This window comes from Leptospira montravelensis, from assembly GCF_004770045.1.
Lineage (GTDB): Bacteria > Spirochaetota > Leptospiria > Leptospirales > Leptospiraceae > Leptospira_A > Leptospira_A montravelensis.
Window position 1 is genome coordinate 113,601 of record NZ_RQFO01000001.1, and the last position, 25,208, is coordinate 138,808.

At 38.8% G+C, this 25,208-nt stretch carries 25 protein-coding genes; 7 read left to right on the forward strand and 18 right to left on the reverse strand.

Going from position 1 to position 25,208, the window contains the following annotated elements; genetic code table 11:
* The first annotated feature begins 53 nt into the window (after window positions 1-53).
* Window positions 54-1,418 carry a FliI/YscN family ATPase gene (locus EHQ31_RS00510; protein ID WP_135570820.1) on the forward strand — a complete coding sequence of 455 codons (1,365 nt, stop codon included), beginning with the start codon at window positions 54-56 and terminating at the stop codon, window positions 1,416-1,418.
* A 94-nt stretch (window positions 1,419-1,512) separates the two neighbouring features.
* Here EHQ31_RS00510 and EHQ31_RS00515 read toward each other — a convergent pair whose 3' ends face one another.
* Window positions 1,513-4,566 carry a SpoIIE family protein phosphatase gene (locus tag EHQ31_RS00515; protein WP_244247221.1) on the reverse strand — a complete coding sequence of 1,018 codons (3,054 nt, stop codon included), beginning with the start codon at window positions 4,564-4,566 and terminating at the stop codon, window positions 1,513-1,515.
* Between the two features lie 175 nt (window positions 4,567-4,741).
* Between EHQ31_RS00515 and fliJ the strand changes: the two genes are divergently transcribed.
* Both fliJ and EHQ31_RS00525 read left to right on the forward strand, forming a co-directional pair.
* The gene (gene fliJ / locus EHQ31_RS00520) at window positions 4,742-5,341 is read left to right on the forward strand and encodes a flagellar export protein FliJ (RefSeq protein WP_135570824.1); all 600 of its coding nucleotides are present in this window, start codon (window positions 4,742-4,744) and stop codon (window positions 5,339-5,341) included.
* Window positions 5,341-5,991, forward strand: coding sequence for a periplasmic-type flagellar collar protein FlbB (locus tag EHQ31_RS00525; RefSeq protein ID WP_135570826.1), 651 nt, complete (start codon window positions 5,341-5,343; stop codon window positions 5,989-5,991). The genes fliJ and EHQ31_RS00525 overlap by 1 nt, the downstream gene beginning before the upstream one ends.
* A gap of 69 nt (window positions 5,992-6,060) precedes the next feature.
* Here EHQ31_RS00525 and EHQ31_RS00530 read toward each other — a convergent pair whose 3' ends face one another.
* The 9 genes from EHQ31_RS00530 to flhF all read right to left on the reverse strand — a co-directional run bounded on the left by EHQ31_RS00530 (window position 6,061) and on the right by flhF (window position 13,810).
* Window positions 6,061-6,624, reverse strand: a complete 564-nt coding sequence (locus EHQ31_RS00530; protein ID WP_135570828.1) for a guanylate kinase — start codon at window positions 6,622-6,624, stop codon at window positions 6,061-6,063.
* Window positions 6,621-6,905: a DUF370 domain-containing protein gene (locus EHQ31_RS00535; RefSeq protein ID WP_015681102.1), complete on the reverse strand. Its 285-nt coding sequence runs from the start codon at window positions 6,903-6,905 to the stop codon at window positions 6,621-6,623. The genes EHQ31_RS00530 and EHQ31_RS00535 overlap by 4 nt, the downstream gene beginning before the upstream one ends.
* A 12-nt stretch (window positions 6,906-6,917) precedes the next feature.
* Window positions 6,918-7,793, reverse strand: a complete 876-nt coding sequence (locus EHQ31_RS00540) for a hypothetical protein (RefSeq protein ID WP_135570830.1) — start codon at window positions 7,791-7,793, stop codon at window positions 6,918-6,920.
* A gap of 47 nt (window positions 7,794-7,840) precedes the next feature.
* Window positions 7,841-8,131 carry a hypothetical protein gene (locus tag EHQ31_RS00545; RefSeq protein ID WP_135570832.1) on the reverse strand — a complete coding sequence of 97 codons (291 nt, stop codon included), beginning with the start codon at window positions 8,129-8,131 and terminating at the stop codon, window positions 7,841-7,843.
* Window positions 8,132-8,142: 11 nt separating this feature from the next.
* The gene (locus EHQ31_RS00550) at window positions 8,143-10,134 is read right to left on the reverse strand and encodes a FapA family protein (RefSeq protein ID WP_135570834.1); all 1,992 of its coding nucleotides are present in this window, start codon (window positions 10,132-10,134) and stop codon (window positions 8,143-8,145) included.
* Between the two features lie 6 nt (window positions 10,135-10,140).
* Window positions 10,141-10,941, reverse strand: a complete 801-nt coding sequence (whiG, locus tag EHQ31_RS00555; RefSeq protein ID WP_039927380.1) for an RNA polymerase sigma factor WhiG — start codon at window positions 10,939-10,941, stop codon at window positions 10,141-10,143.
* A gap of 102 nt (window positions 10,942-11,043) precedes the next feature.
* The gene (locus tag EHQ31_RS00560) at window positions 11,044-11,520 is read right to left on the reverse strand and encodes a hypothetical protein (protein ID WP_135570836.1); all 477 of its coding nucleotides are present in this window, start codon (window positions 11,518-11,520) and stop codon (window positions 11,044-11,046) included.
* Window positions 11,521-12,444 (reverse strand): MinD/ParA family protein, encoded by a 924-nt coding sequence (locus EHQ31_RS00565; protein ID WP_135570838.1) that lies wholly within the window; start codon window positions 12,442-12,444, stop codon window positions 11,521-11,523.
* Window positions 12,445-12,478: 34 nt separating this feature from the next.
* On the reverse strand, window positions 12,479-13,810 hold the full coding sequence (flhF, locus tag EHQ31_RS00570) for a flagellar biosynthesis GTPase FlhF (RefSeq protein ID WP_135570840.1): 1,332 nt from the start codon (window positions 13,808-13,810) through the stop codon (window positions 12,479-12,481).
* 196 nt (window positions 13,811-14,006) lie between these two features.
* On the opposite strand from flhF, the gene mnmC2 reads away from it, so the two are divergent.
* Both mnmC2 and mnmC1 read left to right on the forward strand, forming a co-directional pair.
* Window positions 14,007-14,771 (forward strand): tRNA (5-methylaminomethyl-2-thiouridine)(34)-methyltransferase MnmC2, encoded by a 765-nt coding sequence (gene mnmC2 / locus EHQ31_RS00575; RefSeq protein WP_135570842.1) that lies wholly within the window; start codon window positions 14,007-14,009, stop codon window positions 14,769-14,771.
* A complete protein-coding gene (gene mnmC1 / locus EHQ31_RS00580; protein ID WP_135570844.1) occupies window positions 14,755-15,948 on the forward strand; it encodes an FAD-dependent 5-carboxymethylaminomethyl-2-thiouridine(34) oxidoreductase MnmC1 in 1,194 nt (397 codons plus the stop codon). Before mnmC2 ends, mnmC1 begins: the two co-directional genes overlap by 17 nt.
* Here mnmC1 and lpxK read toward each other — a convergent pair.
* Both lpxK and hisE read right to left on the reverse strand, forming a co-directional pair.
* Window positions 15,896-16,981, reverse strand: coding sequence for a tetraacyldisaccharide 4'-kinase (lpxK, locus tag EHQ31_RS00585; RefSeq protein WP_135570845.1), 1,086 nt, complete (start codon window positions 16,979-16,981; stop codon window positions 15,896-15,898). The two genes, mnmC1 and lpxK, sit on opposite strands and share 53 nt — an antisense overlap.
* A 27-nt stretch (window positions 16,982-17,008) precedes the next feature.
* Window positions 17,009-17,287 (reverse strand): phosphoribosyl-ATP diphosphatase, encoded by a 279-nt coding sequence (hisE, locus tag EHQ31_RS00590; protein WP_002989187.1) that lies wholly within the window; start codon window positions 17,285-17,287, stop codon window positions 17,009-17,011.
* Window positions 17,288-17,384: 97 nt separating this feature from the next.
* Between hisE and EHQ31_RS00595 the strand changes: the two genes are divergently transcribed.
* Window positions 17,385-18,206 carry a thioredoxin fold domain-containing protein gene (locus EHQ31_RS00595; protein ID WP_135570847.1) on the forward strand — a complete coding sequence of 274 codons (822 nt, stop codon included), beginning with the start codon at window positions 17,385-17,387 and terminating at the stop codon, window positions 18,204-18,206.
* A 36-nt stretch (window positions 18,207-18,242) separates the two neighbouring features.
* Here EHQ31_RS00595 and EHQ31_RS00600 read toward each other — a convergent pair whose 3' ends face one another.
* From EHQ31_RS00600 to EHQ31_RS00615, 4 genes are read right to left on the reverse strand one after another with little or no spacing between them, the layout of a single operon-like run.
* Entirely contained in the window at window positions 18,243-19,547 is a 1,305-nt protein-coding gene (locus tag EHQ31_RS00600; protein WP_135570849.1) for a UDP-glucose dehydrogenase family protein, read from the reverse strand.
* 45 nt (window positions 19,548-19,592) lie between these two features.
* Entirely contained in the window at window positions 19,593-20,792 is a 1,200-nt protein-coding gene (locus EHQ31_RS00605; RefSeq protein ID WP_135570851.1) for an ABC transporter ATP-binding protein, read from the reverse strand.
* Window positions 20,793-20,797: 5 nt separating this feature from the next.
* Window positions 20,798-21,547 carry an ABC transporter permease gene (locus tag EHQ31_RS00610; RefSeq protein ID WP_135570853.1) on the reverse strand — a complete coding sequence of 250 codons (750 nt, stop codon included), beginning with the start codon at window positions 21,545-21,547 and terminating at the stop codon, window positions 20,798-20,800.
* 56 nt (window positions 21,548-21,603) lie between these two features.
* Complete coding sequence (locus EHQ31_RS00615) at window positions 21,604-21,819, reverse strand: LIC12298 family protein (RefSeq protein WP_135570855.1); 216 nt, start codon at window positions 21,817-21,819, stop codon at window positions 21,604-21,606.
* 276 nt (window positions 21,820-22,095) lie between these two features.
* Here EHQ31_RS00615 and EHQ31_RS00620 point away from each other — a divergent pair, with 276 nt between their 5' ends.
* Window positions 22,096-23,673, forward strand: a complete 1,578-nt coding sequence (locus tag EHQ31_RS00620) for a hypothetical protein (protein ID WP_135570857.1) — start codon at window positions 22,096-22,098, stop codon at window positions 23,671-23,673.
* Here EHQ31_RS00620 and EHQ31_RS00625 read toward each other — a convergent pair.
* Window positions 23,670-24,167: an LIC_11959 family protein gene (locus tag EHQ31_RS00625; protein ID WP_135570859.1), complete on the reverse strand. Its 498-nt coding sequence runs from the start codon at window positions 24,165-24,167 to the stop codon at window positions 23,670-23,672. The two genes, EHQ31_RS00620 and EHQ31_RS00625, sit on opposite strands and share 4 nt — an antisense overlap.
* A complete protein-coding gene (locus EHQ31_RS00630; RefSeq protein ID WP_244247222.1) occupies window positions 24,164-25,111 on the reverse strand; it encodes a HEAT repeat domain-containing protein in 948 nt (315 codons plus the stop codon). The genes EHQ31_RS00625 and EHQ31_RS00630 overlap by 4 nt, the downstream gene beginning before the upstream one ends.
* Window positions 25,112-25,208 lie beyond the last annotated feature (97 nt).

Consider the following 25,208-nt stretch of genomic DNA (forward strand, 5'->3'; position numbering starts at 1 on the left):
CTCAATTCGCTTGATTTTATTATGTCACATGATTGGATGAGTGAAAAGCCCCCATGATCGAAAAGAAATTTACGGAACATATCGATGCCATTTCCAAATACCTGAATGTCGTCGAAAAAATAGAACCCATTCGCAAAAGTGGGGTCGTTGTATCCGTTGTGGGCAATGTCATTTATTCGCAGGGACCTCCCGATTCTAAGGTGGGAGAAATTTTAGAAGTAGAACGTGGGTCTGACAAAGGTTATTTGCCATGTGTACTTGTCGGTTTTAAAGATCATCTTTACACCTTAATGCCATTAGGTGATACTCAGCAAATTTTCCCTCATGCATTTGTATTTTCATCGGGAAGACAAATTACTCTGAATGCTGGTCCAGAACTTTTAGGTAGAGTATTAAACGGTCTTGGCAAACCCATTGATAACAAAGGGATTCTCATTACTAAAGAAGAAAGACCATCTGAACCAAGATTTCTAAACCCACTAGACCGCCCTCCCATCACCGATATCTTAGAGACGGGAGTTCGAGCCATTGATGGGATGTTAACCGTAGGTCGTGGACAAAGGATTGGAATTTTTTCCGGTTCCGGTGTGGGTAAATCAAGTTTACTCGGAATGATCGCTCGTTATACGAATGCTGATGTGAACGTTGTTGCTCTCATCGGAGAAAGAGGGCGCGAAGTGAATGAATTTTTACATGTTGAACTTGGCAAAGAAGCTATGACTAAATCTGTAGTTTTTGTAGCCACTTCCGATTCTTCGAAAATGGAACAAGTAAGTTGTGCAAACTTAGCTTGTTCTGCAGCGGAATATTTCCGTGACAAAGGAATGTCCGTCAATTTATATATGGATTCTCTTACACGTTATGCGGAAGCACTACGAGAACTTTCCATTGGAGAACCTGTGGTAACCAAAGGTTATGCGTCTAGTGTCTTTACAAAAATGGCTAAACTTGTGGAAAGAGCAGGAACATCACATAACGGTGGTTCCATTACTGGGTTTTATACAGTTTTGACTGATGCAGAAGATGATATGGATGATATTGTTGCTGATAAGGTTCGCGGATTTATCGACGGACATATTGTTTTAACAAGAAAACTGGCAGAACAAAGTCACTACCCTGCTATCGATGTACCCGCTTCGCTTTCAAGACTAATGCAAAAGATTGTCAACGAAGATCATTATATGCGTTCTTCCATCGTCAGGGAACTTATTTCAAAATACAAAAACTCGGAAGATATTATTTTATTAAATGCTTATGTTCGCGGAGCCGACGAAAAAGTGGATATGGCCATTGATAAAAAATCACAAATTGATGATTATCTTAGACAAAGGATTGAAGAAAAGTCTAGTTACCAAGATGCAACCAACCGATTGGCAAAAATACTGCAATCTTCAACTCGTGTAGAAGATGATTTTTAATCTAAAGATTTAGATATTTTTTTGATAAAACTTCAACGAACCAATTTATGCATATCTTCCAAATATAATTTTAAAAAATTGTTAGTTAGTGACTTTATTCGATTTCTAGAATCACTAAAGTGACATCGTCATCGGGAGAACGATTTCCTGTAAATTCTTTGATCCTTTCGAGTAACAAACGTTTGGATTCTGGAATCGGATATCCACTGTATCTCTGAACAATACTTTCCCAATTTTCCTGACCAATCATTTCCTTATCGGAGTTAGTGGCTTCTGTAATCCCATCCGTATACAATACAATTCGGTCACCAGATCGCAAAGAAACAACATCTTCTTGAATATCTAGTTCAGGAATCCAACCAATCAATTTTCCTTGTGGTAAACTTAAAGTGGGTTTCGAATCCCCCAAACGATTAATAATCAGAGGAGGATGACCACAACGAGCGTGGACCATTTCTTTTGTTTCTAAATTAATATATATATAAGAAGCAGTGAGAAAAGCCCCTTTCATTTTTCCAAGTAAGGTGGAGTTGATTTGTGTCATTAACTGAGCTGGTTCTCTCGATAACCTAACTTGTGTTGAAAAAGCAATTTTTAACATGGCTGAGATAAGGGCAGCTGGAATCCCATGTCCCGAGACATCGGCAACCATTACACCAAGTTCTGTCCCTGAGATCGCATGGAAATCAAAGAAGTCCCCTCCTACGCTGTCCATTGGTTCATAATAAAATTCTGTTTTGATTCCAACGATAGCAGGGGCTTCTTCAGGTAAGATAGAACTTTGGAGTTTTCTTGCGAGTCCCAATTCATTTTGAAATGCAATAAACTTATTTTGTTCTTCCACTGCCTTTTTCAATGTAATTAAATTTTTAGCTCTAGAAATTAACTCTCGTTTGTCGAAAGGTTTTGCTAAATAATCATTTCCTCCAGCTTCTAAAGAGGCAATGATGTCAGTGATTTGGTTTTTGGCAGTCAAAAATAAAATCGGAAGTTGGTATAAAGAATATGATTCACGTAGAACCGTACAAACATCATATCCGCTCATGCCGGGCATCATGATATCAAGTAACATCAACTCAAATGGACCATCATCTCGAACCATTCGAATGGCATCGCCACCATTGGAAGCTTCATGTACATCACAACCAATCAGTGTTAAATGGTTTTTGAGAACTTGCCTATTGATCGGTTCATCGTCTACGACAAGGACTTTGATTTTTTCGCCATCATAATCATCACTTGTTTCTTCTATAGGCTCAAATTCAGGAGACTCACCCCCAAACCATAAATCTGTCTTTTTTTGTGGCGGTTTTTCCATTGGAATTTCGCCTTCTCTCGCCAAAGGAAGCGTAAATCGAAAAATAGAACCTTCCCCTTCTATGGATTCCACCCAAATATTTCCGCCGTGTAACTCCACCAAACGTTTTGTAATGGCAAGGCCTAGTCCAGTCCCACCAAACTTTCGCGTGGTGGAAGAATCCACTTGTTCGAAGGATCTAAAAATATCGGCAAATTTATCTTTGGGAATCCCGATCCCAGTATCTTTTATAGAAAGTACCAACATCTTTTCCAAAATTTCAGCGGAAACATCGATTCGACCTTTCTCTGTAAATTTAATCGCATTTCCAATTAAATTAAAAAGGATTTGTTGGAGCCTTGCTTCATCTCCCAAAATGGGAGGAAAATCCACTGGAACATGATTGCGAACGGTTAGATTTTTGGTAACATAGAGTGGCCTTGAAATCACAAGTACCAAATCACAAATTTGATGTAAATCAATGGCTTTTAGGTCCAAATCCAAGTCTCTGTTTTTCATTTTGGAAAAGTCCAAAATATCATCTACAAGAGAAGACAATCGTTTCCCTGAACTTACTATCATACCTAAATTTTGCCTTTGTTCTTGGTTGAGGCGTCCACCAATTCCATCAAACATAGATTCGGCGATACCAATGATTCCATTTAAAGGTGTTTTTAATTCGTGAGAAGTATTTGCTAAAAACTCGTCTTTGAGTTTATCTAAAGCAAGAAGTCTTTTGGATAGAGATTCTACATCAGAAAAAGCACGACTAAACCTTCTAGAGAGTGTTAAGGACTGTACTAAAATAAATATAAAAATCCCAATAGGAATTGCTTCTACAGTATAAACAATCTGATACGCATTCATTAAATCAATAAAAGCGGCAACCGCTACCGCAATGATACCGATTGAAAATAACAAACTACTTTCCTGGCGATTGACAACCGCACGAAAAACACCTTGTAAAATCATTAAGATTCCAGATAGAAAAACAATTTGGAAATATCCATTTAACTTTGTATAAATGGGAGTTGGTAAAAACAAAAGGAAACTAATGAATATTAAAGTGGGGATAAACAGAACTCGGTCCATCCAACGAGGGTAAAACTTGGGATAAAATTCACGAAAAAAAGCAAAAAATAAATAAGGAGATAAATAAAAAGTAAGGTATTCGATCCTAAGACATAGATTCCAAGTGATATAGGGGGACAATTCGTTAAATACGAATCTTTCTCCAGTGAAAAGGGTTCTTACTGATAACAAAAGGGCAGCTAACCCAAATAACAAATTTCCTTTATCCGATCTTCTAAAATAAAATAATCCAAAATGGTATAAAGCAATGATGAAAACTGCCCCTGCTAAAAACAAAGAGGAGGCTAAATCTTTCTCATTTGCTTTTAATAGTTTATTCCACTCACCAACATAAGGAGGTTCCCACATTCCACCCTTGTCATGATGAAAATTAGATATCTCCACCAATAGTTCGTTAGGTCCCTCTTTCCAAGGTAAAGGATAAAATTGGAATTGGTAAGAAGGTTTTGACTCTTCTGGATTTTTGGAAACTGTCCCAGAAGACCCAAGTAGCTTTCCATTCCAAAACACTCGTGAGGCGGTGGCTGAATCTACAAGTTTGATTCCATAAACTGTCTCTAAATCCGTACCTTCTGGTCTCTCCAAAACCAAACGATAGGTTCCAAATCCATTTCCGGTCCCAAGTTCCGAATTCCAAATTCCAGGTACCTGAACTTGGAGTTTTGACTCAGGCAATTGATTTGTTTCTGAGAGAAAGGTATGAGGATAAAACTCCCATTCGCCTTCCAAATGAACGGGATTTCCTTGGCTTTTTCGCACGATTTCAGCCGGAGACGTGGCATATAAATGAGGAAAACCCAAAAATAAAGGCAACCAGCCCGAAACAATCAAATGTAAGTATTTATAGGACAATATTGCAAGTTTTACTCATTTTTTTAAAAATACGAGTAAAAAAGAGTACAAAAATTATTCAGAACCGAAGAAATAGACAGGTGTGAAACGATTTCGTTTTAGTTTAGAGACAGTTCTAAAGCTAAGGGGTTGGCGGGAAGAAGAAGAAATCCGCAGGCTCTCTTTAGTTGTTTCCAAACTCAATGCGCTCATTGGCGAAAAAGATACCAATGAAAAAGAAATCGAATCTTCCTATGAGGCAATCCTAAATTCTTCCAAAGTAGGAACTAGCCTTTCTGATTATCTTTCCATCGAACAATACATCCAAGGACTAATCAGGCGAAATGAGGAGTTAGAATCTCGAATCGCCACTCAAAATGAAGAAGTGAATTTGGTGCGTAAAGATGTGATGGTGGCTCGAATGAACAAAAAGGTGATCGAAGTTTTAAAAGACAAACGATTTGCTGAGTGGAAGAAAAAAAGAAATCGCGCAGAACGAAGAGAAGTCGAAGAATTTAATCTTCAATTAAGCAAACAATCATTATTCGATTCGACTGATAGTTTCGTACCTTTAAAATCTAAAAAGATACCAAGAACTTTCAAAATTCTCAATAGAGAAGACGGAGGAGATGAACTCACATCTGATTTCAAAACTCTTCGTGATTTTTATGAAAAATACTACCTAGGACAAGGGAAATCATAATGGCAAGTGTAACCGATAGCACAAGATCCTTCTTTTTAATCGTTCTTATTTTTTTCTTAATCGCCATTGGTTTTTTTGTTTTTGATTACTTTCAGGTTATCAACGCAGAGGACTATTTGCCCTTCTTAAAAAAACAAGCAGGACTTGTCAACCAAGACCTACTTTCACCAACAGAACTAGAAAAGTTGGAGATGGAAAAAGCAAAAGAAAGGCTGATTGCTGACCGTGAAGAATTAGAACAGATGAAACGCGAGTTAGAAGAAAAATCTTCTTCTCTACATGCAGATAAAGAACGTTTGGAAGAACTCAAAGAAGGAATCCAACGTAAAGAAAAAGAAATGGCTGACAAATTGAAAAAAGACAATGCTCGCCAAGAAAAGGTGAAGGTACTTGCAAACAAAGTAGCAAATATGCCTCCCGAATCAGCGAGAGATATGTTAATCAATTGGCCTGATTATGATATCATCGAAGTCTTTGAACAAATGGATAAAGATGCCGAGGAGGAGGGAAGACAAACCATTACCACCTACCTACTCACTTTGTTCCCTGCAGAAAGAAGGTCTGTGATTTCTAACAAATGGTTGGATGCCGGAGCTAAAAACGTTCCCAATTACGGCAAAAGCATTGATGAGGATAACGACGAACCATAAACGTTATACCGTTTTCAAAATATAACCCAAATCTTACAAAAAAAATGAATCCATAACCAGTGAATAGTTTTAATTTTTGATGCCATACAAAATAGATTTTACTTCTCTTATGGCATCTTCTAACTGATCGTTTACTACCACATAATCGAAGCTAGGTGCTTCTTCTAATTCTTTGATTCCATTTTGAATCCTTCGTTCAATACTTGTTTGAGAATCAGTACCTCTGCGGATTAATCTTTCGATCCAAATTTCTCTGCTAGGAGGTTCAATAAAAATCGTAACAGTTTCTGGACGTAGTGCCTTCACTGTTTTGGCACCTTGGACATCCAAATCCAAAAGAGCAACACGATGGTCACGAATGGCATCGAGAATTGGGCCTTTGGGAGTGCCGTAGTAGTTTCCATGTACTTCCGCCCATTCATAAAACTCACCCGCATCGATTCGTTTTTTGAATTCTTCTACCGAAAGAAAGTAATAGGTTTTACCTTCGATATCCCCCGGTCTTGGAGCTCTTGTGGTACAAGAAATGGAAAAATAAAAATCGGGATTTTCTTTGAGAAGAGCGGCAATGATAGTAGATTTCCCACCACCTGCGACAGAGGAAATAATATATAAATTAGGACGAACGTTCAATCTTCCGACTCCTCTTCCCCTTCTGCGAAATGATTATCCCCTGACTCTAAACGTTTGGATAAACTTTCTGGACGAATGGCTGACAGAAGGATATGCCCAGAATCCAAAACAAGAACAGATCGTGTTTTTCGACCACCAGTGGCATCAATCAGGCGACTTTCCGATTTTGCTTCCGAACGAAGGCGTTTGGCGCCTGCAGAGTCCGCTTGGAGGATTGTAAGAATTTTCGAAACGAATACTACGTTTGAAAATCCTACATTGAGTACCGGAAACGAAGACATGGAAACATATTTTTAGATTCTTCTAGATCGATCAAGTCGAATCGTTTCTATTAAATGAATTTCATGAATGCCTATATTCATCACTTCTGAAATTTCTTCGTGTTTATATCCTTTTTTGATAAGATGCACTACTTTATCAATCTTAGTTGCTGAAGGAGCTAGTTCTTCTAGTGCCGATTCAATCGATAGTTCCACTTTATCTAAAGTCATTTTTTGATATGAAGCAAATGCTGGATCATTCGCTTTTGAAACTTCGTTTAAAAATTCTCTTTTTTTAGATCCTTCTGTTAGTTCGTTACGAATCGCTTCCGTTGGTTTTTCTTCAGCAAATGGATTCCCACCTACCGTATAATTCATCTTAGGTTGAAAAGTGGGAACTTCTAGGTTATCAATAGCTTCCGCAGATGGCGATTGAATTTGTTCCATCCCAAAAATCCCTTTGACTGCCTTTCCCAATTTTCCAAAGGCTTGGTTCACTGCACCTTCTGTGGTTTCTACTTCATCACTTGGAACCGGGATTTGATTGGCTTGGTAAATTTTGCCAATCCCAGTTCTTTGTTCTTTCAAATCAAGAATCGGTTCTTCACCTAAGTTTGGTTCTGGAATTAACTCCGATTTCATGGAAAGACCCGTGGACTGGTAATGTTTGAATTCTTTTACCAATACTTCACCTCGTTCCAACATAGTACGAAGAGCCACCATCTTAGATTCGATGACTGACACTGTGGCATCTAACTCCCGTATGGTTTCCTGGGTGGCCATATCAATAGCCCGGTTTAATTTTTTGTCGTAGTATTCGGCTACAGCTTTTTGAACTTTTGCTGAGATAAAAACATACATCATCCCACAAAATAATAGATTAATTAAAACTAGAGAAAAGAGTTCCATGACATTCTCCTACAGAACATTTCCAACAACATTCCGGAGTAAGAACTTTAAGCTTTTAAATCAAAACGAGATCCTCTTTCCAAACTAGGGCGGTCAAAAATGACTCCCTCTTTGGTATAAGCATAAACCGAATTTTCTTTATCTTGTTTCGGTTTCGCCGCCGAACCTTGGTACCCTGATTTTGTATCTGGGACCGTTTGGGCTCGGTTTTGGGTTTGGATCACAACCTTTTGCAATTCTACCACCTGGTTTTGGTGGGTGAAGGGATTCTCTGCCTGGGCCCTACGTGCAAAATCGTAGTGGTGAGCGAGACTCGCGAAGTTTTCGTTGAGAATCATCGAAATCCCTCCTAATTCTTAGACTTACCACGGCCTCTCTTTTTTCTCCAGTCATTTTTCGTTTCGTCTGGATCTTCGTAAGGCATACTGCGAACCTGAGATTCCTCTTCGTAGAATGTCTTTGCTTTTGTCTCGTGGCGAAGTTTGAAATCGGCATTGCGGATGCGAATGGTAACTCCAGGGAAAATGGTCTTCTCAACGGAAATACGCCCGCTAGCAGCCTGTTCATCCATGTATTCAGTAAGTGTCTGGATGTCCTTTCCTGCTTCTGCAATGCGTTTTTCGAGTTTTCTTGTACCTGCGTCCAATTTTTGCAAATGAGCGTCCTGTTCAGCCGTAAAACTGGCAGGATCCGCTTCTTTTCTGGCTTTGAGAGTTCGCATTGTTTTTGTGAGTTGGTCCAGTTTGTCCTGGTTCTCTTTTCGTTTTTCTTCGTATTCCTGGATCTGTTTTAGGATCTTCGGATTATTTCCCACGATGAGGTCGGTTTGTGGGTTGGCTTGTGAGCCAATGATTTTAGCGGAAATAAGTTGGGCCGCTTGGATGGTTCCACCCACAATTTGGCCTCGTTTTCCTTTACAAGAAACCTTTCCACCTGCCATGAGATGGGAATGTAAAATTCCTTCTTGGACAATGATGTCTTTTTCGGTAATACAAGTGGCGTTTTGGATGAACTTAGCAACAATGTTTCCCCCAGTGGATTCCACACGTGCCTCTTCTCTTCCCGTTACCCCTTGGCGGACAATGATGTCTCCATCGGCTTCCACAATGGCTTTTTGGACTGTTCCATAAATTTCAATATTACCCGCGGCTTTCACAGAATAATTGTCTTCTACGTTTCCTGTGATGATGATAGAACCAAGGAAGGTAACGTTTCCTGTACGAACTCCCACGTCGCCATTGATACGATAAACAGTTTCTACAGAAAGTCTACCAGCAGCATATAACACTTGTCCGTTGACCTCTGCTGTGAGACGCATTTTGTCTTCCGACAAAATAGTTCCTTTTCCTTGTTTGAGTTCGGTATCCAAACCATCTTTGGCTGGTAATACCATTCCAAATAAATTGCGCCCGAACTTTCCTTTTTCTGCTGGAAGTTTTTCAGCTAACAGTTGTCCTACGACAACGTTTTCAATCATATCTAAGTCTTTGTAATCGACACGACCCGATTGGTCTTCTTTAAAATTGATTTTCTTTTCGGTGCGAACATAGTATTTGATTTCCGCGTTTTTACCGTTCACAGGGAAATCACCTTCCGCACCAATAAAAGGTTTGTTATGAATGTCTTCATCCAAACACCTTCTAATTTCATCCTCTTTTAATCCGTGAGCCACACCCATCCCTTTGAGGGCCGCCACAACATCAGAAACCTCTAAATCACGACCACCTGGCCTTGCAGGAAACACAGTGACAAAAGCACGCATATTTTCTTGAGCAATTTCTACGTTGCAACTAGAGTCATTTCCTGCTTTTGGTTTCTGATTCGAGATGAGAACCGGTTCCCCCTTCTTCTCTTTGAGAATTTTGTTAATTAGGTTTTGGTCGACACCGGCCACTCCACGAAACGAAAGTTTCTTGGATACATCAGCCATTGTCATTTCCAATCCTTCACCAGTAGGAGGATAAACGGTTAAAAATACACCGGTTCTATATATCTTAACGGCAACACGGCCATCTTTATTTTTAGGAGTGACTAGTTCTTTTAAATCTTTGGAAACTAATTTCCCACTACCACCCGTTAGATGCTCATCCAAAAGACTAAGTTCATCTAATAGCATATCATCGGGAATGATGGAGGCACGAATATGATAGGGTTCAGAAAAGAATAAGGACTTCTTTCCTCTTTTTAAAACAGTATAATCGATCTCATGAACTTTGCGACCCAAGTGCTGCGACGCAATTGCCAGACACTCTTCAATGGTATCGGCAATGACTTCCACTTGTTCTTTTTCCTTACGATCGAACTCTTTCAGTTCCTCTGTAAGAAATTCAGTGAGCGACATATCTATTTACCTTTTCTGGATCGCGGATTTTACTTTAGAGAGTTTGCTGCGAAGTCTTGCGACTGCTTTTGTATGAAGTTGCGAAATTCTTGATTCCGTAACTTCCAAAACTTCACCAATTTCTTTTAAGGTGAGGTCTTCATAATAATAAAGTACGATTACTTTTTTTTCTTTTTCTGGAAGAGACTGGATGGCTTCTACGATTACGTTTTTGATTTCTTCTTTTTCGATGATATTGTCGGGATTCATATTCATCGGAGATTCAAGAGTTTCCATAAAGGAAACTTCATCGTTCTCATCACCGAGAAACCAAATATCATTGAGAGAAACGAGAGAGGTTCCCGATAGTTTTGCAAGAAGTGAATTATACTCTTCCATAGAAACACCGAGTTCTTTGGCGATCTCTTCATCTTCTACTTTTTTGCCTTCCTTGTTCTCAAGCATGGCAATGATGTTTTCGAGTTGTTTTGCCTTTTGACGGATAGAACGAGGGATCCAATCCACACTTCTAAGTTCGTCAAAAATGGACCCGCGAATACGAGTCATGGCATAAGTTTTAAATTTAATTTCGCGAGAAGGGTCAAACTTTTCAATCGCATCTAACAGACCAAAGACGCCATAACTGACAAGGTCCTCAAATTCTACGTTTTGAGGCATACCGATGGCGATTCGTCCTGCCACGTGTTTGACGAGAGGAGAATATTTTTCGACAAGGTAACTTCGGATCTCCGCATCTTTTGTGACGCGGTATTGTTTCCAAAGATCTGTCTCATCAAACTGATTGTATTTGTCTAGCAATCTTGACATAGGGAACCGTAGTACGGAATCTCTTTACTTTATAGAAAAAATCGTATAGAAAGGGAAATTACAAGAGGATTTTTTCTTATGTCCTCTAAAAACGGTAATTTTTCAACCGTCTTGCGGATCATCCTTGGCCATCATGGTGCGAATCGCCTCCGCCATGAGTTTTGGCTCGTTTTTGATCGCAATTTTATCCACAATGATATGGTCTCCGAATTTTCCAGACTTTGCCATAGCAAGTTTTGCATCCATTGCGGCATCCCCCACTGGTTGGACTCCAAAATCATCGGACCCGCCAGACTCAGAACGAGAAGAATCCATTCCGCCATGTTCTTGATCATATTCCTCGGAATGGCCCTCTCCCCCACCGAAACCACCAATGGAAAAGGTACTTATAAATTCTAAAAATTCAGGAACTTTCTTTTGTAAGACTGAAAATACACCAAAACCAAGTCCTCCAAATGCAAATGTGGAGATTAACGAGACAAAAAAGATATAACCAAGGCGGTTTCCCACTAGAAACCCACAAACGGAGCTAATGATGGCTCCGAGTATCGCAAATCCCAGTACAAATCCGATCTGCACTTAGATGTCTTCCTCCATCTTCTCTTCCATTTCTTTCTCTTTGAAATCCACAAAGCTAAAGAATTTTTTAAAGAAACCGGTAAGGCCTTCCTCGTCACTATAACCACCTTCGGTTTGTAAGAGGGTATGTGTGACTCTTGTCAGACAGGCGGCTGCTTTGGAACGTGGTGCCCCGATAATGAATGGTTTTTGTTCCCGAATGGATTTTTCCACCTCTTCATCTTGGAAAATAAATCCTAAGTTTTCCACTTGGACTTCTAAAAATTGACCCGAGATATCAATCACACGATCGGCAACTTTTTTTCCTTCAATCGCAGACCGAACTCGGTTCACGATGATTTTAAGATTTTTGTCTTTGGATTGAGAAACAATGGATTTGATCAGTCCATAAGAGTCGGTGATGGAAGTGGGTTCCGGTGTGGTCACAACAATCACTTCATCGGCAGGCATCACAAGCCCTATGACATTGGCAGAAATTCCTGCACCCGTATCAATGATCATCACATCGTAACGATCGAGCTCAGCAAATCCTTTGATTAAATTGTTTCTTTGTGTTTCATTCAGGTTTGCCAGTTGGGAATACCCAGAAGCTCCTGCAATGATGTCCACACCTTCTGGAGTGGATATCACGATGTCTTTTAGAGATTTATGGCCTTTGACCACATGGTATAAATTATATTTCGGAATGATCCCAAGAAGGACGTTTACATTGGCAAGGCCCAAGTCACCATCGAAGATTAAAACTTTTAGACCTGTTTTGGCAATGGAGATGGCAAGGTTGACAGAAACAGTACTTTTGCCCACTCCCCCTTTCCCGGAGGCTACGGCTATGATTTTCGTTTTTTTGGCTGTATCCTGGGGTTGTACAAGTTTTAATCCAGCACCAGATTCCGTGAGCTTTCTAAGATTTGCAGCTTGGTCCATCGTTACCCCTAGGTCATCAGGATAACGACGCTCGTTACACGGTCTTTTCGAAGACCTCGCCCGCTATCCCTTTCAATTTTTCAGGAAAAATCACACATTCGGCAAGAAGTTTTTTCGAGGCATTTAGGATATCAAATGGAACATCCTGGCCTACACTTAAAAATGCGAATTCCCTGTGAATAGTATCGGCTAATTCCACTACAGAACCTAAAAATTCTGCTTCATCCAGCTTGGTTAATAAAATTCTTTTATAACCTACCGACTCATACGCGTTTGCCACAGCCAGTGCATTGTCTTTGGAAACCGTGGAGGAAAGAACAAGGACGGTTTCAATATAATCCTTTTCCCCAAATACTTGGTAGAATTCCTGAAGTTTTTCTAGGTTTTCGGACTTTCTATGGGAGTATCCTGCGGTATCAACCAAAATGAGTTCGGACCCATCTCGGACAATGGTCTCTTTCATTTTACGAAGATCTTTTGCAGCATAAAATGGTAAACCCATCGCATCCGCATAAAATTTAAGTTGGTCTATGGCAGCAATCCGGTAGTTGTCTGTAGTATAAAGGGAAACTTTTTTTCCCATGTGTAAACTGTACTTTGCAGCTAGCTTTGCAATGGATGTAGTTTTTCCAGATCCAGTCGGTCCTACAAAAAAAATCACCTTTCGTTTCCCACGAGGAGTTCCACTAAACAAATCGGAATCAATTTGGATTCTTTCTTCTAAATAAGTAACGGCTTTGTCTGTCACATTGGCATACCGAGTGAGATCCACAGCCGATAACCGGCGCTCAAGTGCAATGGCCATCTCTTCTAAAAATCCAGAAGACATACCTTCGTTTAACAAACGATCTATGAGTTTTTGGATATGTGGGTGCCGTTCTGGAATTTGTTGTTTAGAAGGAGCGGAAACTTCCAAAAGGGAATCCTTTGCTTCCGAAATCGATAACCCAACCGGTCTTTCTTCTAGAGTTTCCAATTCGTAAACAGGGGGATTTTGTCTACGACGGCGCTCCGAAAATGGACGAACGGCATCGATATTTTTTTTGCGAAGAGGTGTCCCCACTTGTGACGTTTGGTTTGCACCAATACTCACAAGACCTGATTCAGGTAAGGTTTCTGTTCTTTGTTTTTGTTTGATAAGTTCTTTGAGGTCCTTTAACTTACGTTCAATTCTCTCTTTTGAGTTTTGTTTTTCTGGGACACCTACATCAATTTCATACATACGTTGGGCCATAAGCCCCGTACCAAAAAGCCCACCTTCTGTGATGACTCGTTGGTCGTAGAGGTGAGCCTCTGGACCGTATTTCATTTTCATCTGCATGATGCAGTCTTGTAAGTCTTTACCTCGGATTTTTACAAAATCCATAGAATATCCCCCGAACCTGGGAAAAATATGAAGAGTACCCTCCTTTTGGAAAGTCTTTTTTATGAGACATAATAAATTCAGGAAATTTCGTGGTTTTTTAAGAGCAGGAAAGCTTTGTTTTCCTCTTGGTTGTGGCTTCGGGAAAGATTCGGTTTCCAACGAAGGCTAGGACCGGAAAGATGGGGATAGACTCCCGATGGAAAAAGACCCCTCCCCCGAAAATCCGAAAAACGAAATCGAATTCAAAGATGGGGTTCCCGTTTCCCTTTTGTTTGACGATGTGTATTTTTCAAAACAAGGGGGGTATGAAGAATCAAACTATGTATTTTTGGAAGGAAATCAAATTCCATCCAAACTAATACAAAGCCCCCAATCGGTTTTTTGCATTGGGGAATTAGGATTTGGATCTGGACTCAATGTGTTTGTGACACTCAATACTTGGATGTCCTTAACCAACCCAGCTTCCCTTGCGTTTTATAGTCTCGAAGGTTATCCTTTACAAAGAGAAATCCTACTAACACTAAACGCAAGTTATCCGGGAAAAAGGCTTTGGTTCGAAGACTTAATATTCTCTTACGAATCTGCCATAAAACTTTGGCACCAAAATCCGGATAAAAATTCATGGAAATACACCTGGACCCATCCTACTAACGGAAATTCATTCACATTACAAGTGTTTTTTGGAGATGTTGGACTTTGTTTACCTCAGTTTCCAAAAATTCATTCTTGGTATTTAGATGGATTTTCTCCTGGGAAAAATCCTGATATGTGGTCTTCTAATACTCTAAAGGAGATACAAAAAAAATCAGAACCTGGCACAAGTTTTGCCACTTTTTCTTCAGCCGGATTTTTACGTAGGAATCTAAAAGAACTTGGATTTGTTGTGGAAAAGAAAAAAGGCTTTGGTCGAAAACGAGAAATGATCACTGGATATTTAGAATCAAATGCAAAAACCAAATAAAACTGCTGTGGTTGTAGGAGCAGGAATTGCTGGAGCCAGCATTTGTTTAGCGTTAAAACAAAGAAATATAGAAACGATATTACTCGAAGAAGACACGGGCCCTGCAAAACATGCAAGTGGGAACCCCATTGGTGTGGTTTATCCATTTCTCACCAAACATAAACTAGCTGAATCTGAGTTTTCCTACGATGCATTTTTATATTTCCTTTCTGTTTGGGAAAAATTCCATTTAAAAGACCTAGTCCCTCATGTAGATGGGATATACTTTTTACTAGATTCTAATGAAGCTTATGATCGTTATTCGAATGCACTCATCTCTCACCAAATTCCTGATCACTTAGCAAAAGAGAGTCTGGAACCGTTTTCAAACCTCCCTGCCATTTTTTTCCCAGCAGGGAAATCTGTATCCCCAGTTGACCTCACCAAACAAATAATCATTTTATCCGATCCAAAAATCCAATATTCTTCTAAGTTAGTAAATTGGGAAGAATCAGAAAATGGAACAAAGGTTATCTGCCAAACAACAAATGGTCTAATCGAATGTGATTATTTATTTTTAACGCAAGGTTACCACTTTGCAGAAGATCCTCATTTGGCCTGGTTACCTTTAAAAAAAGTGAGAGGACAAATTCTAAAATTCCCAGAACAAAATCCCACCAATCCTCACGGAATTCTTTACGGCGATTATATCACACCAGCCATAAACGGATTCCAAGTATTAGGTGCCACATTTGATGAATTCAAATTAGAAGAAACTCCAAGGGCTGAAGAAACAGAAATTTTGTGGGATGGGTTATCCAAAAAACTTCCAAAACTTTTTTCACAGTGGAAAACACAAAATCCGCAAGAATTTTCACCTAGAGTGAGTTATCGAACGCAATCACAAGATCGCCATCCTGTTGTTGGTAAATTGCCCAATCGATCCAAACTGGATTTATCGATTACGTATCAAAATTCTCTTAAAAATGCAAAAAAAAAGATGGATATCCCCTATTACGAATCCGTGGGCATTTTAAACGGACTTGGTTCCAGAGGTCTCACTCACGGCTTGTATGCGGCAGAGATTTTAGTTTCTTCTCTATTGAAAGAACCAAACTCCATTTCTGATTCGATATTTAATTCACTCAAACCTGATCGATTTTTGATTCGTATGTGGAAACGAGAGCAGCTAACATAGATTTTAGTTCGGCCTCTTCATCTACTGAAACTTGGATTAAAATCAAAAAAACTCTTGTTTTGCGAAAAACAAGCTCTGCCAAAAAAGACTCATCACTTCGCATTTTGATCCAATCTTTTTCTGTTGTGACCAAAATCTCATCTGTTTGTATTTCCTTACATAAGGATAATAAAGAAGTGGTTCCATATTCAAAATGGTCAGGGAAAAATTTAGATCGTATGGACTTGGAACTCAAAGCCGAGCTTGCAGTTTCATAAACACTTTTAGGATTTCCAACACCAGTAACTAAAAAATAATTCGAAGTTGAATCGGGATTTACCGGATTTGTTCGATAAGCCAAATTTCTAGTGATTACTACTTCGTGAACTGACGGTCGAAAGTAGGAATGGAAAATCGGAACATTCACTTCGTTTCGAGTTAATATTTTTTTATATCCATCTAATCGAAATTTGTTTTGAGGGGAAAGTTTCGTAAAAACAATCGCATTGGCCCGTTTGCTATTCCTAACTGGTTCTCTTAAAAAACCCAATGGGAGAGTCATTCCATTCCCAAAAGCGGAATTTGCATCTAACAAAACAAAATCAAAATCTCGATAAACTGCTTTGTGTTGGAACCCGTCATCAAGGATGACAATATGTTTTTTTGAAACCACTTGGTTGTAACGCAGAAATGATGTTTTTCTATCTCTGCCGATGATTACCTGTGCATTTGGAAACATTTCTTTATGTTGGCTTGGTTCATCCCCGTATAACCTAGGTTCTAATCCATTCGGTAAGATGGCACCTTCTTTACTTTTTTCGGCTTTATAACCTCTCGATAAGATGGTAATCGCATAACTAGGATAAGTTTGATTAAAAAAACGAACTAAGTATTGAACAAAAGGTGTTTTGCCAGTTCCTCCCACCGTCAGGTTTCCCACACTAATGACTAAAACATTTGGTAAGTGGAAGGAGGAAACCCCTCTTTGTGACCACCAGAATAGAAGCTGGTAGAGCAAACTCAGAGGGTAAAACAAATATAAAAGTATTTTCATTTAGTTTCCAGTAGGAAACCTACTGGCTTAGCTGTGGCGTTTTTCTAATTCTTTGGCAATGGTAGAAAGACTGATTCCTTTTTCTACCATTAGGACTTCTAAGTGAAAAACCAAATCAGCAATTTCATGAATCAGTTCTTTTTCATTGGGATTTTTTGCAGCAATGATGACCTCACCTGCTTCCTCTCCAATTTTTTTGAGAATTCGGTCAACCCCATCACGAAAGAGTTCAGCAGTATAAGACTTTTCAGGCAATTCTTCCTTACGTTTGCGGAGTAGTTCTTCCAATTTCAGTAAAAATTCCATTTTTTGACCTTCTAGCGACCATAGAAACTGTCCATTCCATTTCGAAAAAGCGAAAATTGACTATTCAAATGGAGAGATTCACAATAGAATTCAATGGATGGTTCGTAAGTTTTTACCTGTTTTTTTTCTTCTTTGCACAAGCTCCATATTTTCCGAATCCCCCTGGGGTAGCTCTATCCAAAAAGGATTTGAGGCCGCCAAACAGGACAAAAAATTTATCGTCGTAGATGTATTTGCCGATTGGTGTACATATTGTTTGGTTTTAGAAAAAGAAATTTTTCCTGATCCAGAAGTCAGTCGTATTTTAGAGAGCTTCGTTAAAGTTCGGTTAGATGGAGAAGAGTTCCCCAACTTACGAAAAAAATACAGTATAGAAGGATACCCTACTATACTATTTTTGGATGGGGATGGAAACTATGTTACAAAAATTTCCGGACTCGCCACAAAAGAAGATATACTTGGTGTATCCAAACGGATCCTGCAAGAACCAAACCTAGAATCTTATCTAAAAACAGAACTTAGACGAAATACCAATAGTCCGGACATCCATTTTCGTTTGGGTTTATTATACTTTCAAAACAAAGAGTTTGAAAAAGCAGAACAACAATTCTCAGATGCTGTCCAAAAATCCAAAAACCAAACCATCCTTAAAGAAAATGCACACTTTAATTTAAGCTTAGTAAGATCCATTCATGGCCCGAAAGAATCTGCGGTAAAATCCTGGAAAGAATTTTTAGATACTTATCCAACTTCCAGTCGCAAAACTACCGCTAAACTATACTATGGACTTACACTGAAAGATGTTGGCGAGACAAAACTTGCAAAAGTTGTACTTATGGAAATCAAACCAAAATTAACAACCGAAACAGATAAATCGATGTGTAACGAAGCTTTGTCGGAAATGGAAAGAGGATTTTAGTCCAACCGAAATTTACTTTCAGTTGGACTCTTAAATTTATCGGTTCCCGATAGAGTAGTAAGTAAAACCTAACTCCTGCATCAAAGTGGGTTTGTATTGGTTTCTACCATCAAAAACCAAAGGAGATTTTAGTAGACTTTTGATTTTATTAAAATCAGGTTCTCTAAACTCTCTCCATTCTGTTAAAAGTAACATGGCATCTGCACCCTGGAGAGCCGAATACGCATCTTTTTTGTATTCCACCTTTCCATCAAAATAGTATTTTGATGTTTCTGCTGCCGCAGGATCAAACACCTGGATTTTGGCTCCGTTTTTATGTAGTTCATAAATCAAAGGAATGGATGGAGCTTCACGCATATCATCTGTCCCTGGTTTGAAAGACAAACCCCAAATGCCAAAAGTTTTTCCTTTCATATCTGTCGATTTGAAATGTTCGAATATTTTGTCTGTTAAACGAGTTTTTTGTTTTTCGTTTACATCCTCAACCGATTGAATGATGTGCATAGGTGCATTCACTTCTTCTGCTGTGCGTAGAAGGGCTCTTACATCTTTTGGAAAACAAGAACCACCGTATCCAATTCCTGCATATAAAAACTGACGACCAATTCTAGAATCAGTTCCCATCCCTTTTCTCACATCATCATAGTTAGCACCGAGTGCATCACAAAGATTTGCAATTTCATTTACGAAAGAAATTTTTGTAGCAAGGAAGGCGTTACATGCATATTTTGTAAGCTCCGCAGAACGGATGCTCATCGTAATGATGGGGTTACCGTTTAATACAAACGGAGAATATAGTTCGCTCATTTTTTTGGCAGCGATTTCAGATTCTGCGCCGATGACAACCCTTTCCGGTCGCATAAAGTCATCAATGGCCGCACCTTCTTTCAAAAATTCAGGATTGGAAACTACATCAAACGGGTGTTTTGTGTGTTGTGAAACAATGGCTTTTACTTTGTCAGCAGTTCCCACAGGAACTGTGGATTTATCTACAATGATTTTATAACCATTCATGGTTTTACCAACTTCTTCAGCCACTGCAAAAACAAATCGTAAGTCCGCAGAGCCATTATCCGAAGTGGGAGTTCCTACAGCGATAAATACAAATTCAGAAGATTCCACACCATCTTTTAGAGAAGTAGAAAAATGGAGTCTTCCCTCTTTGTGATTGCGTTCTACCAGTTCAGAAAGGCCAGGTTCGTAGATGGGAATGATCCCTTTTTTTAGGTCACTGATTTTCTTTTCATCTTTATCAATACAAATTACATCATTGCCATATTCAGCAAAACAGGTTCCTGCAACGAGGCCCACATATCCGGTTCCAACGACACAAACTTTCATAGGATTTCCAGAATTTAGTTTTTTCCTTTGAAGGAAACTGTTTTTCTACTCGGATTTGGGAAGAGTTTGGATTGTAAATTTGGTGGGTAAATGGCAAAGGCCTACGAATTTTTCGATTTTGCCTCGTTCGACTTCGAAGTCAAAAATGGATTCGGCCCAAAAATAACTGCCTTCCAGATGGGACTCTCCTTTGTGGATAGAAACTCCCAAACTGTATTTCCCATCGCTAAACTGGATGGGAAATTGAAATTCGACAACCGATCTTTCGGATTCACGAATTTCTAAACCCTGCCTTCCTAAATGGTGGGAGTTGGTTCCAAAAATGCGAATGCCTTTTTCGCTATCGATGTGAAATCCAATGGTTCCGTCTGTGATTGGTTTTGTAGCCTTAAATTCAATTCGTAAAACAGCCGTTTCCCCTAGGAAATGGTGCTGTGTCTCGAGCCCCTTGGAATTTTTTAAAGAAATGTGAATGTCCTGAATGGATTCAGAAAATTCGGCAGAGCTAGAATTGGCAGTTCCGGCTAACACATGCATATATTCTTCGATGGTTTCTTTTGGGTTACCATCAAATATCAAATGTCCTTTATTTAAAAGAATGGCCCTTGTACAAAAATAAGAAATGAGTCCGAGGTCATGGCTCACAACTAAAATACAAGATCCCGATTGGGAAAACTCTTTGATTCGTTTTAGGCATTTTTGTTGGAAACTCGCGTCTCCCACAGCCAAGGCTTCATCTACGATTAGAATATCGGGGCGTTTGGCAGTAGCAAGACTGAAGCCAAGTCGCATCGCCATTCCTGAGCTATAATTTTTTAAGGGTGAATTTCTAAATTCAGTTAACTCTGCGAATTCAAAAATAGAGTCTGTGAGTTCTTTGATTTCAGATGGTTTGTATCCCCAAACCAGTCCATTATAATAAACATTCTCTTCCCCAGAAAGTTCGGGATTAAAACCAACACTTAGTTCAAGCAGTGCCCGAACCGATCCATTGACATTTAGGTTTCCCTTATCTTTACGGATCACTCCAGTGATTAGTTTAAGAAGAGTTGATTTCCCTGCTCCATTCCTTCCAACGATCCCAAGAATTTCTCCAGAGCCAACTTTTAAATTGATCGATTGTAAGGCGGTAAATTTTGAATCAATTCCAAAGTAACCAAAACTGAGTCCTGTTAAAATTCTTTTCCAAGGTTTCGAAAATCCATGATAGTCTTTCGATAGATTTTCTAATACAACTGAAGCCATAAAGATTAAAGATGATCCAAAATCACCGATTGGAACTTACGTTTTGAAAGTAGATACACTAAAAAGAAAAAAAGTAAAAAAGGTAAAATTTGAATCCAATCAAATTGTGGAGTATACCCTGGTATCACAGATGTGCGAAAAATATCCAAAGGAATAGTAAACGGATTCAAACGATTCCATTCTTTTAAATATCCAGTGGGATAATATAAAACAGGGATCCCCCAGAACACCAACTGACTCACCAAACGTATCAAAGGTGATATATCTTTTAATAAAATATTTAGCCTTGAAAGATAATGGAGAAGTAACATCAAATAAAGCCCTGAAAGAATAAGAATCAGGTATCCCAAAAAAATTCCGGAAAGATTTAATTTTCCTGAATAAGCCAAATACAAAAACACTGGGATGGATGTGACGAGGCTATGAATGAGAAATTGAACATAAGGAATCCATAAAAATAAATCGATTCCTAGGCTAGAGCGTTTGAGTAAACTTCGGTTGTCGGTAAGAATGCCTGTTCCACGAACCAAAAGTTCCTGGATGGGAATCCAATAGAGTAACCCTGTTAAAAGATAAGCGGTGAAGTCTTCTTGTGTGGACGGGTTTTTTAAGTTCAGCACAAGGAAAACCAGTGCGTACAAACTAATAAGGACTAGGTTTTGCAGAAACATCCAGGAGATCCCCAAAAAGGAACCTGCATATTGCAAAGCATAATCTCGCCGAACAAGAGCCCAAAGTATGGATACTTTCTCCATACTTTGATTGTCGGCCTGGCGCTTCCTGTTCTAGAACAAGAAGCCTGTTTTTGGTCTTACATCTTCCTTAGGTTCTTTTGGCCAAGAGTAGAGAGACCTGGGGACACCCACTCTCCATTTTGGACCACTTCCCCTTGGAAGGCTTCCATCAAATAATCTTCAAAGGTCTTCCCTGTTTGGTTTTGGGAAAATCCCTTTTTAGGACCTTGCCCTGTGAGGCCTTGGTCTTTGTGGCGGTTGTAAGCGGGTTGTTGGATGGATCGAACGATCATAGGTTTTTCCTCCCCGTCATCATTTTAGACGACATAAAAACTAAAAATAATACCAATAATATACTAAACGCTTGTTTACACTACTTAACATTTGAGAAGTTAAGTCAATATTTTTTTCGCGTTTTTATCGGTTTCTATAGGTAATTTAGCATTCCCCTGGGACAAAACCCGCCCTCTCTAAGATTTTTTTTAATGGGAGGTTTAGAATATGTCCCTTTTTTAGAAAAAAGCAATCGTACTAAGGGCAAAAAATGGAAATTTTAAACCTCAATCCTGGTGGATTGGCAGAAATTTGGGGTTATTTTATGGATCTTATTCGTACAGACTTTGGTTGCTGTAGAAAAAAAACCAGATCAGGTTTCGGTTCCCCAACTTTTAAAAGCAGGGTTTCCACCCCATTTGGCTGCGGCCTGGAAAGAAAAGTCCAAACAACCTCCTGAAAAATTTTTGGAATGGAAAAAATCGCTCAAAGGAAAGGAAGCAGCCCTTGTTTCCAAGGTTTGGAAAGAACAAAAAATTACACTATACGACAACAAACAAAGATTAGCTTACAACAAGACATATCGAAAAAACGAAAAATCTACAAAGGAAGAAAAAAACCAAAAATCCAAAGAGACACAAACTTCAAAACCTAAAGAAGGATTCGATTCTAGTGATGAATTATTTTTTGGACTGAGTTATCAGAATTTAGATGTAAGGTATCTACCACGAAAAGAAAAAAATCATTCCTCAGTCTTTCTAGGTGGCAAAGGTAAAGGTCAAATTTGGATTTTGGAAAAACGGGATGAAGAATTTTCCTATGGAGTCAACCTTACATACCAAACATTTCGATTCACTTCGGGAAACCGTTACAAACCCATCCCTCATTTTTACTTTGCCAAAGATCCGAATTTTTATTCGCAATTGGAACGAACGGGTTCTCCCCTTCCCCAACCCATTACCTATTCCAATTTTTTAGGTTATCGATTGTTAAATGATGCCAAAGAATATGAACTAGGAATTTACCATGCAAACGCATTTTCTTATTATCCTGGAGTCTATTTTGTATCTCCAAACAAATCCTATTCTGGTGTTTGGTCACCAGGGGATAACAAATCCAGTTTGTACATCAATGATTCTTGGAATCATAAAGAATGGGGTTCTCATAGAATCCAATCCGAATCAATATTCAACAAAAAAGAATCTGTTGGATTTGTTTATTTAAAATCGGAATCACCCGAGTCCAAATTCTTCCTTGATGCCACAGTGTATAGAGACTCACCACTTCTTTATGGAATCGTATCACCAGAAGAAGTCAGACCACAAATCCCGCAAAGTTTAGGTTACTCAAAGATAAGTTTCAAACATTGGATTGGATCGGAGTTTTTAGGTTCTAAGGAAGGACATAGGTATGAAAACGGAAGGTCAGGATTTTTTCCATGTTTCATAAGTGAATGGGGAAACCTAATTTATAGGTATAGGGAATACAATGAATCAGGGAACTATCATTGGAATGAAATTGGAAGAGCTGTATTTTATGAATGGAGAAAAGAAAAAGCGGTAGTGACTTTTGGATTTGAATCCAGAGAAAACGGAGGCCAATGGGAAGGAAAACTAGCCATGCCTTTTGGAACTAGTAACTTACTTGAGTTAAGTGGTATTTTTAGAGAAGGACAACCAAAAACTAGGGCATGGTTTGAAAACTGGACTTATGCGACAGATTTTAATATTAACTTAACTGATAGACAAGAAATCATCAAACTCAAATGGGTAAGTTCCTTTATTTCACTAAACGTAAGTTATTCGGAAAAAGAAAACGATCCCAACCCTATTTTATTCATCAACTTTCAGTTATTACATAAAATTGATCTTTAATAGAGAAGATCATCCGTGCGGACTTCGATGTATTCGATTAACTTAAAGATAGGAACTGATTGTCTGTCGGCAAATTCTTTAGGTTCGGCTGGGAGTTTTTTTGGTGTTGGAAGAGAGGAACGTTTTCCCCTTTCATCTACCGAATAAAAATAATAACCGATCCATTCCCCTTTCACTCGGTAAGGATTTCCAGAAAACAAATCCTTCACAAAAACTTCAGCATCCAAATCAAATTTATTACGTCTGTACCGGTAGTGGATTTCATCTCCGTTTAGGTCATAAAAAACAACAAAATCCCCTTGTTTTCCCTTAAAAAACAGTTTCCATTCCAACGGGAAAGTTCCTGATTTTAGGAATTCAGCTTTTCCATCTAAAATTCTTTTTTCAGAACGAGAAATAGGGCCCGTATAACGACCATTATCTTCAGAATACAGATTTGTTTTTAAAACAATCAATATGCAAATAAAAATAGAAGTAAAAACTTTCCAATTCATTTGGGTTCTTCTTCCGGTTTTTCCTCTGGTGATTTTTCTTCATCGGGAACTGTTTCTTTCCCATTAATCTGGTCGATGGCTTTTTTGGCTGCTTTTTGTACTTTCGGACTTGGGTCTCTGTCCCTTTTATATTCTAATAATTCCAATGCTTTGGGATCTTTCAAATTTCCCATAAATTCAATGGCACGAAGTCGCACCATACTATCATCATCACGTGCAAATTCATTTAGTTCTTGGAATACTTCTTTGTCACCCATAGTCACGAGAGCACCTATGGCATAAATCTTTAAGGATTGTGCTTTTTTCGCATCCAACTTACCTGCCGTTTTCTTTAAAGAATCAAGTAGTTCATAAAACTTTGGTTTTGCTGTTTCCGATTTCAACTTACCTAATGTATTCATCGAATAACATCGCAAAGTGGTAGGTTGGATTTCATCAAACGCAACTTCCATTAGGGCAGACTCTGCATCAACATAAAGAACCGATCCAAAATACAATGCGATTTGACCTCGCATATCGGCATTATTAAACTTTTCACGAAACTTTGTTTCTAAGAAGGGAGCCGCTACCTTTCCCTCTGGCAATTCCCCCAATGCACTGATGTAGAGACTTAGTGAATTGGAATTTTTTGTGAAATCTTCTTTTTTTACTTTTTCGAGTAAGGGGTTTGTGGCTTCCGCTAATTTCATTTTTTTAGCAGAAGTGACTGCCTGTTTGGCAACATCTTCATTAGAATCTTCAAACAAACTAATGATAGTATCTTTGTTTTCTTTTAAATCTAAATCACCAATAGTTTTTAAGAGGACGATTTTCATCCCCATATCTTTTTCTGTTTTTAATTGTTCTCCCACTAGTGTATAAAGTTCACCAGCAGTTTCTTTGGGAAAACGAGTTAGTTCATATAACGCTTGTTTTCTTTCTTGGCTCGTTCCATAACGAACCATTTTAGAAAGTACTTCTTTTTTTTTGGAGATTTGTTCGGGACTAAGTTCTTTCTCCTTCCCCCAAACAGAGGAAAGAGAAATAAATAGGATTAGAAGA

Excerpts from the sequence above, each read along its gene's own strand:
- EHQ31_RS00510 (WP_135570820.1), top strand. The coding sequence starts at position 54 with ATGATCGAAAAGAAATTTACGGAACATATCGATGCCATTTCCAAATAC.
- EHQ31_RS00525 (WP_135570826.1), top strand. The coding sequence starts at position 5,341 with ATGGCAAGTGTAACCGATAGCACAAGATCCTTCTTTTTAATCGTTCTT.
- EHQ31_RS00535 (WP_015681102.1), bottom strand. The coding sequence starts at position 6,905 with ATGTCTTCGTTTCCGGTACTCAATGTAGGATTTTCAAACGTAGTATTC.
- EHQ31_RS00540 (WP_135570830.1), bottom strand. The coding sequence starts at position 7,793 with ATGGAACTCTTTTCTCTAGTTTTAATTAATCTATTATTTTGTGGGATG.
- EHQ31_RS00545 (WP_135570832.1), bottom strand. The coding sequence starts at position 8,131 with ATGATTCTCAACGAAAACTTCGCGAGTCTCGCTCACCACTACGATTTT.
- EHQ31_RS00550 (WP_135570834.1), bottom strand. The coding sequence starts at position 10,134 with ATGTCGCTCACTGAATTTCTTACAGAGGAACTGAAAGAGTTCGATCGT.
- whiG (WP_039927380.1), bottom strand. The coding sequence starts at position 10,941 with ATGTCAAGATTGCTAGACAAATACAATCAGTTTGATGAGACAGATCTT.
- EHQ31_RS00565 (WP_135570838.1), bottom strand. The coding sequence starts at position 12,444 with ATGGACCAAGCTGCAAATCTTAGAAAGCTCACGGAATCTGGTGCTGGA.
- flhF (WP_135570840.1), bottom strand. The coding sequence starts at position 13,810 with ATGGATTTTGTAAAAATCCGAGGTAAAGACTTACAAGACTGCATCATG.
- mnmC2 (WP_135570842.1), top strand. The coding sequence starts at position 14,007 with ATGGAAAAAGACCCCTCCCCCGAAAATCCGAAAAACGAAATCGAATTC.
- mnmC1 (WP_135570844.1), top strand. The coding sequence starts at position 14,755 with ATGCAAAAACCAAATAAAACTGCTGTGGTTGTAGGAGCAGGAATTGCT.
- lpxK (WP_135570845.1), bottom strand. The coding sequence starts at position 16,981 with ATGAAAATACTTTTATATTTGTTTTACCCTCTGAGTTTGCTCTACCAG.
- hisE (WP_002989187.1), bottom strand. The coding sequence starts at position 17,287 with ATGGAATTTTTACTGAAATTGGAAGAACTACTCCGCAAACGTAAGGAA.
- EHQ31_RS00595 (WP_135570847.1), top strand. The coding sequence starts at position 17,385 with ATGGTTCGTAAGTTTTTACCTGTTTTTTTTCTTCTTTGCACAAGCTCC.
- EHQ31_RS00600 (WP_135570849.1), bottom strand. The coding sequence starts at position 19,547 with ATGAAAGTTTGTGTCGTTGGAACCGGATATGTGGGCCTCGTTGCAGGA.
- EHQ31_RS00605 (WP_135570851.1), bottom strand. The coding sequence starts at position 20,792 with ATGGCTTCAGTTGTATTAGAAAATCTATCGAAAGACTATCATGGATTT.
- EHQ31_RS00610 (WP_135570853.1), bottom strand. The coding sequence starts at position 21,547 with ATGGAGAAAGTATCCATACTTTGGGCTCTTGTTCGGCGAGATTATGCT.
- EHQ31_RS00615 (WP_135570855.1), bottom strand. The coding sequence starts at position 21,819 with ATGATCGTTCGATCCATCCAACAACCCGCTTACAACCGCCACAAAGAC.
- EHQ31_RS00625 (WP_135570859.1), bottom strand. The coding sequence starts at position 24,167 with ATGAATTGGAAAGTTTTTACTTCTATTTTTATTTGCATATTGATTGTT.
- EHQ31_RS00630 (WP_244247222.1), bottom strand. The coding sequence starts at position 25,111 with ATGGTTCGTTATGGAACGAGCCAAGAAAGAAAACAAGCGTTATATGAA.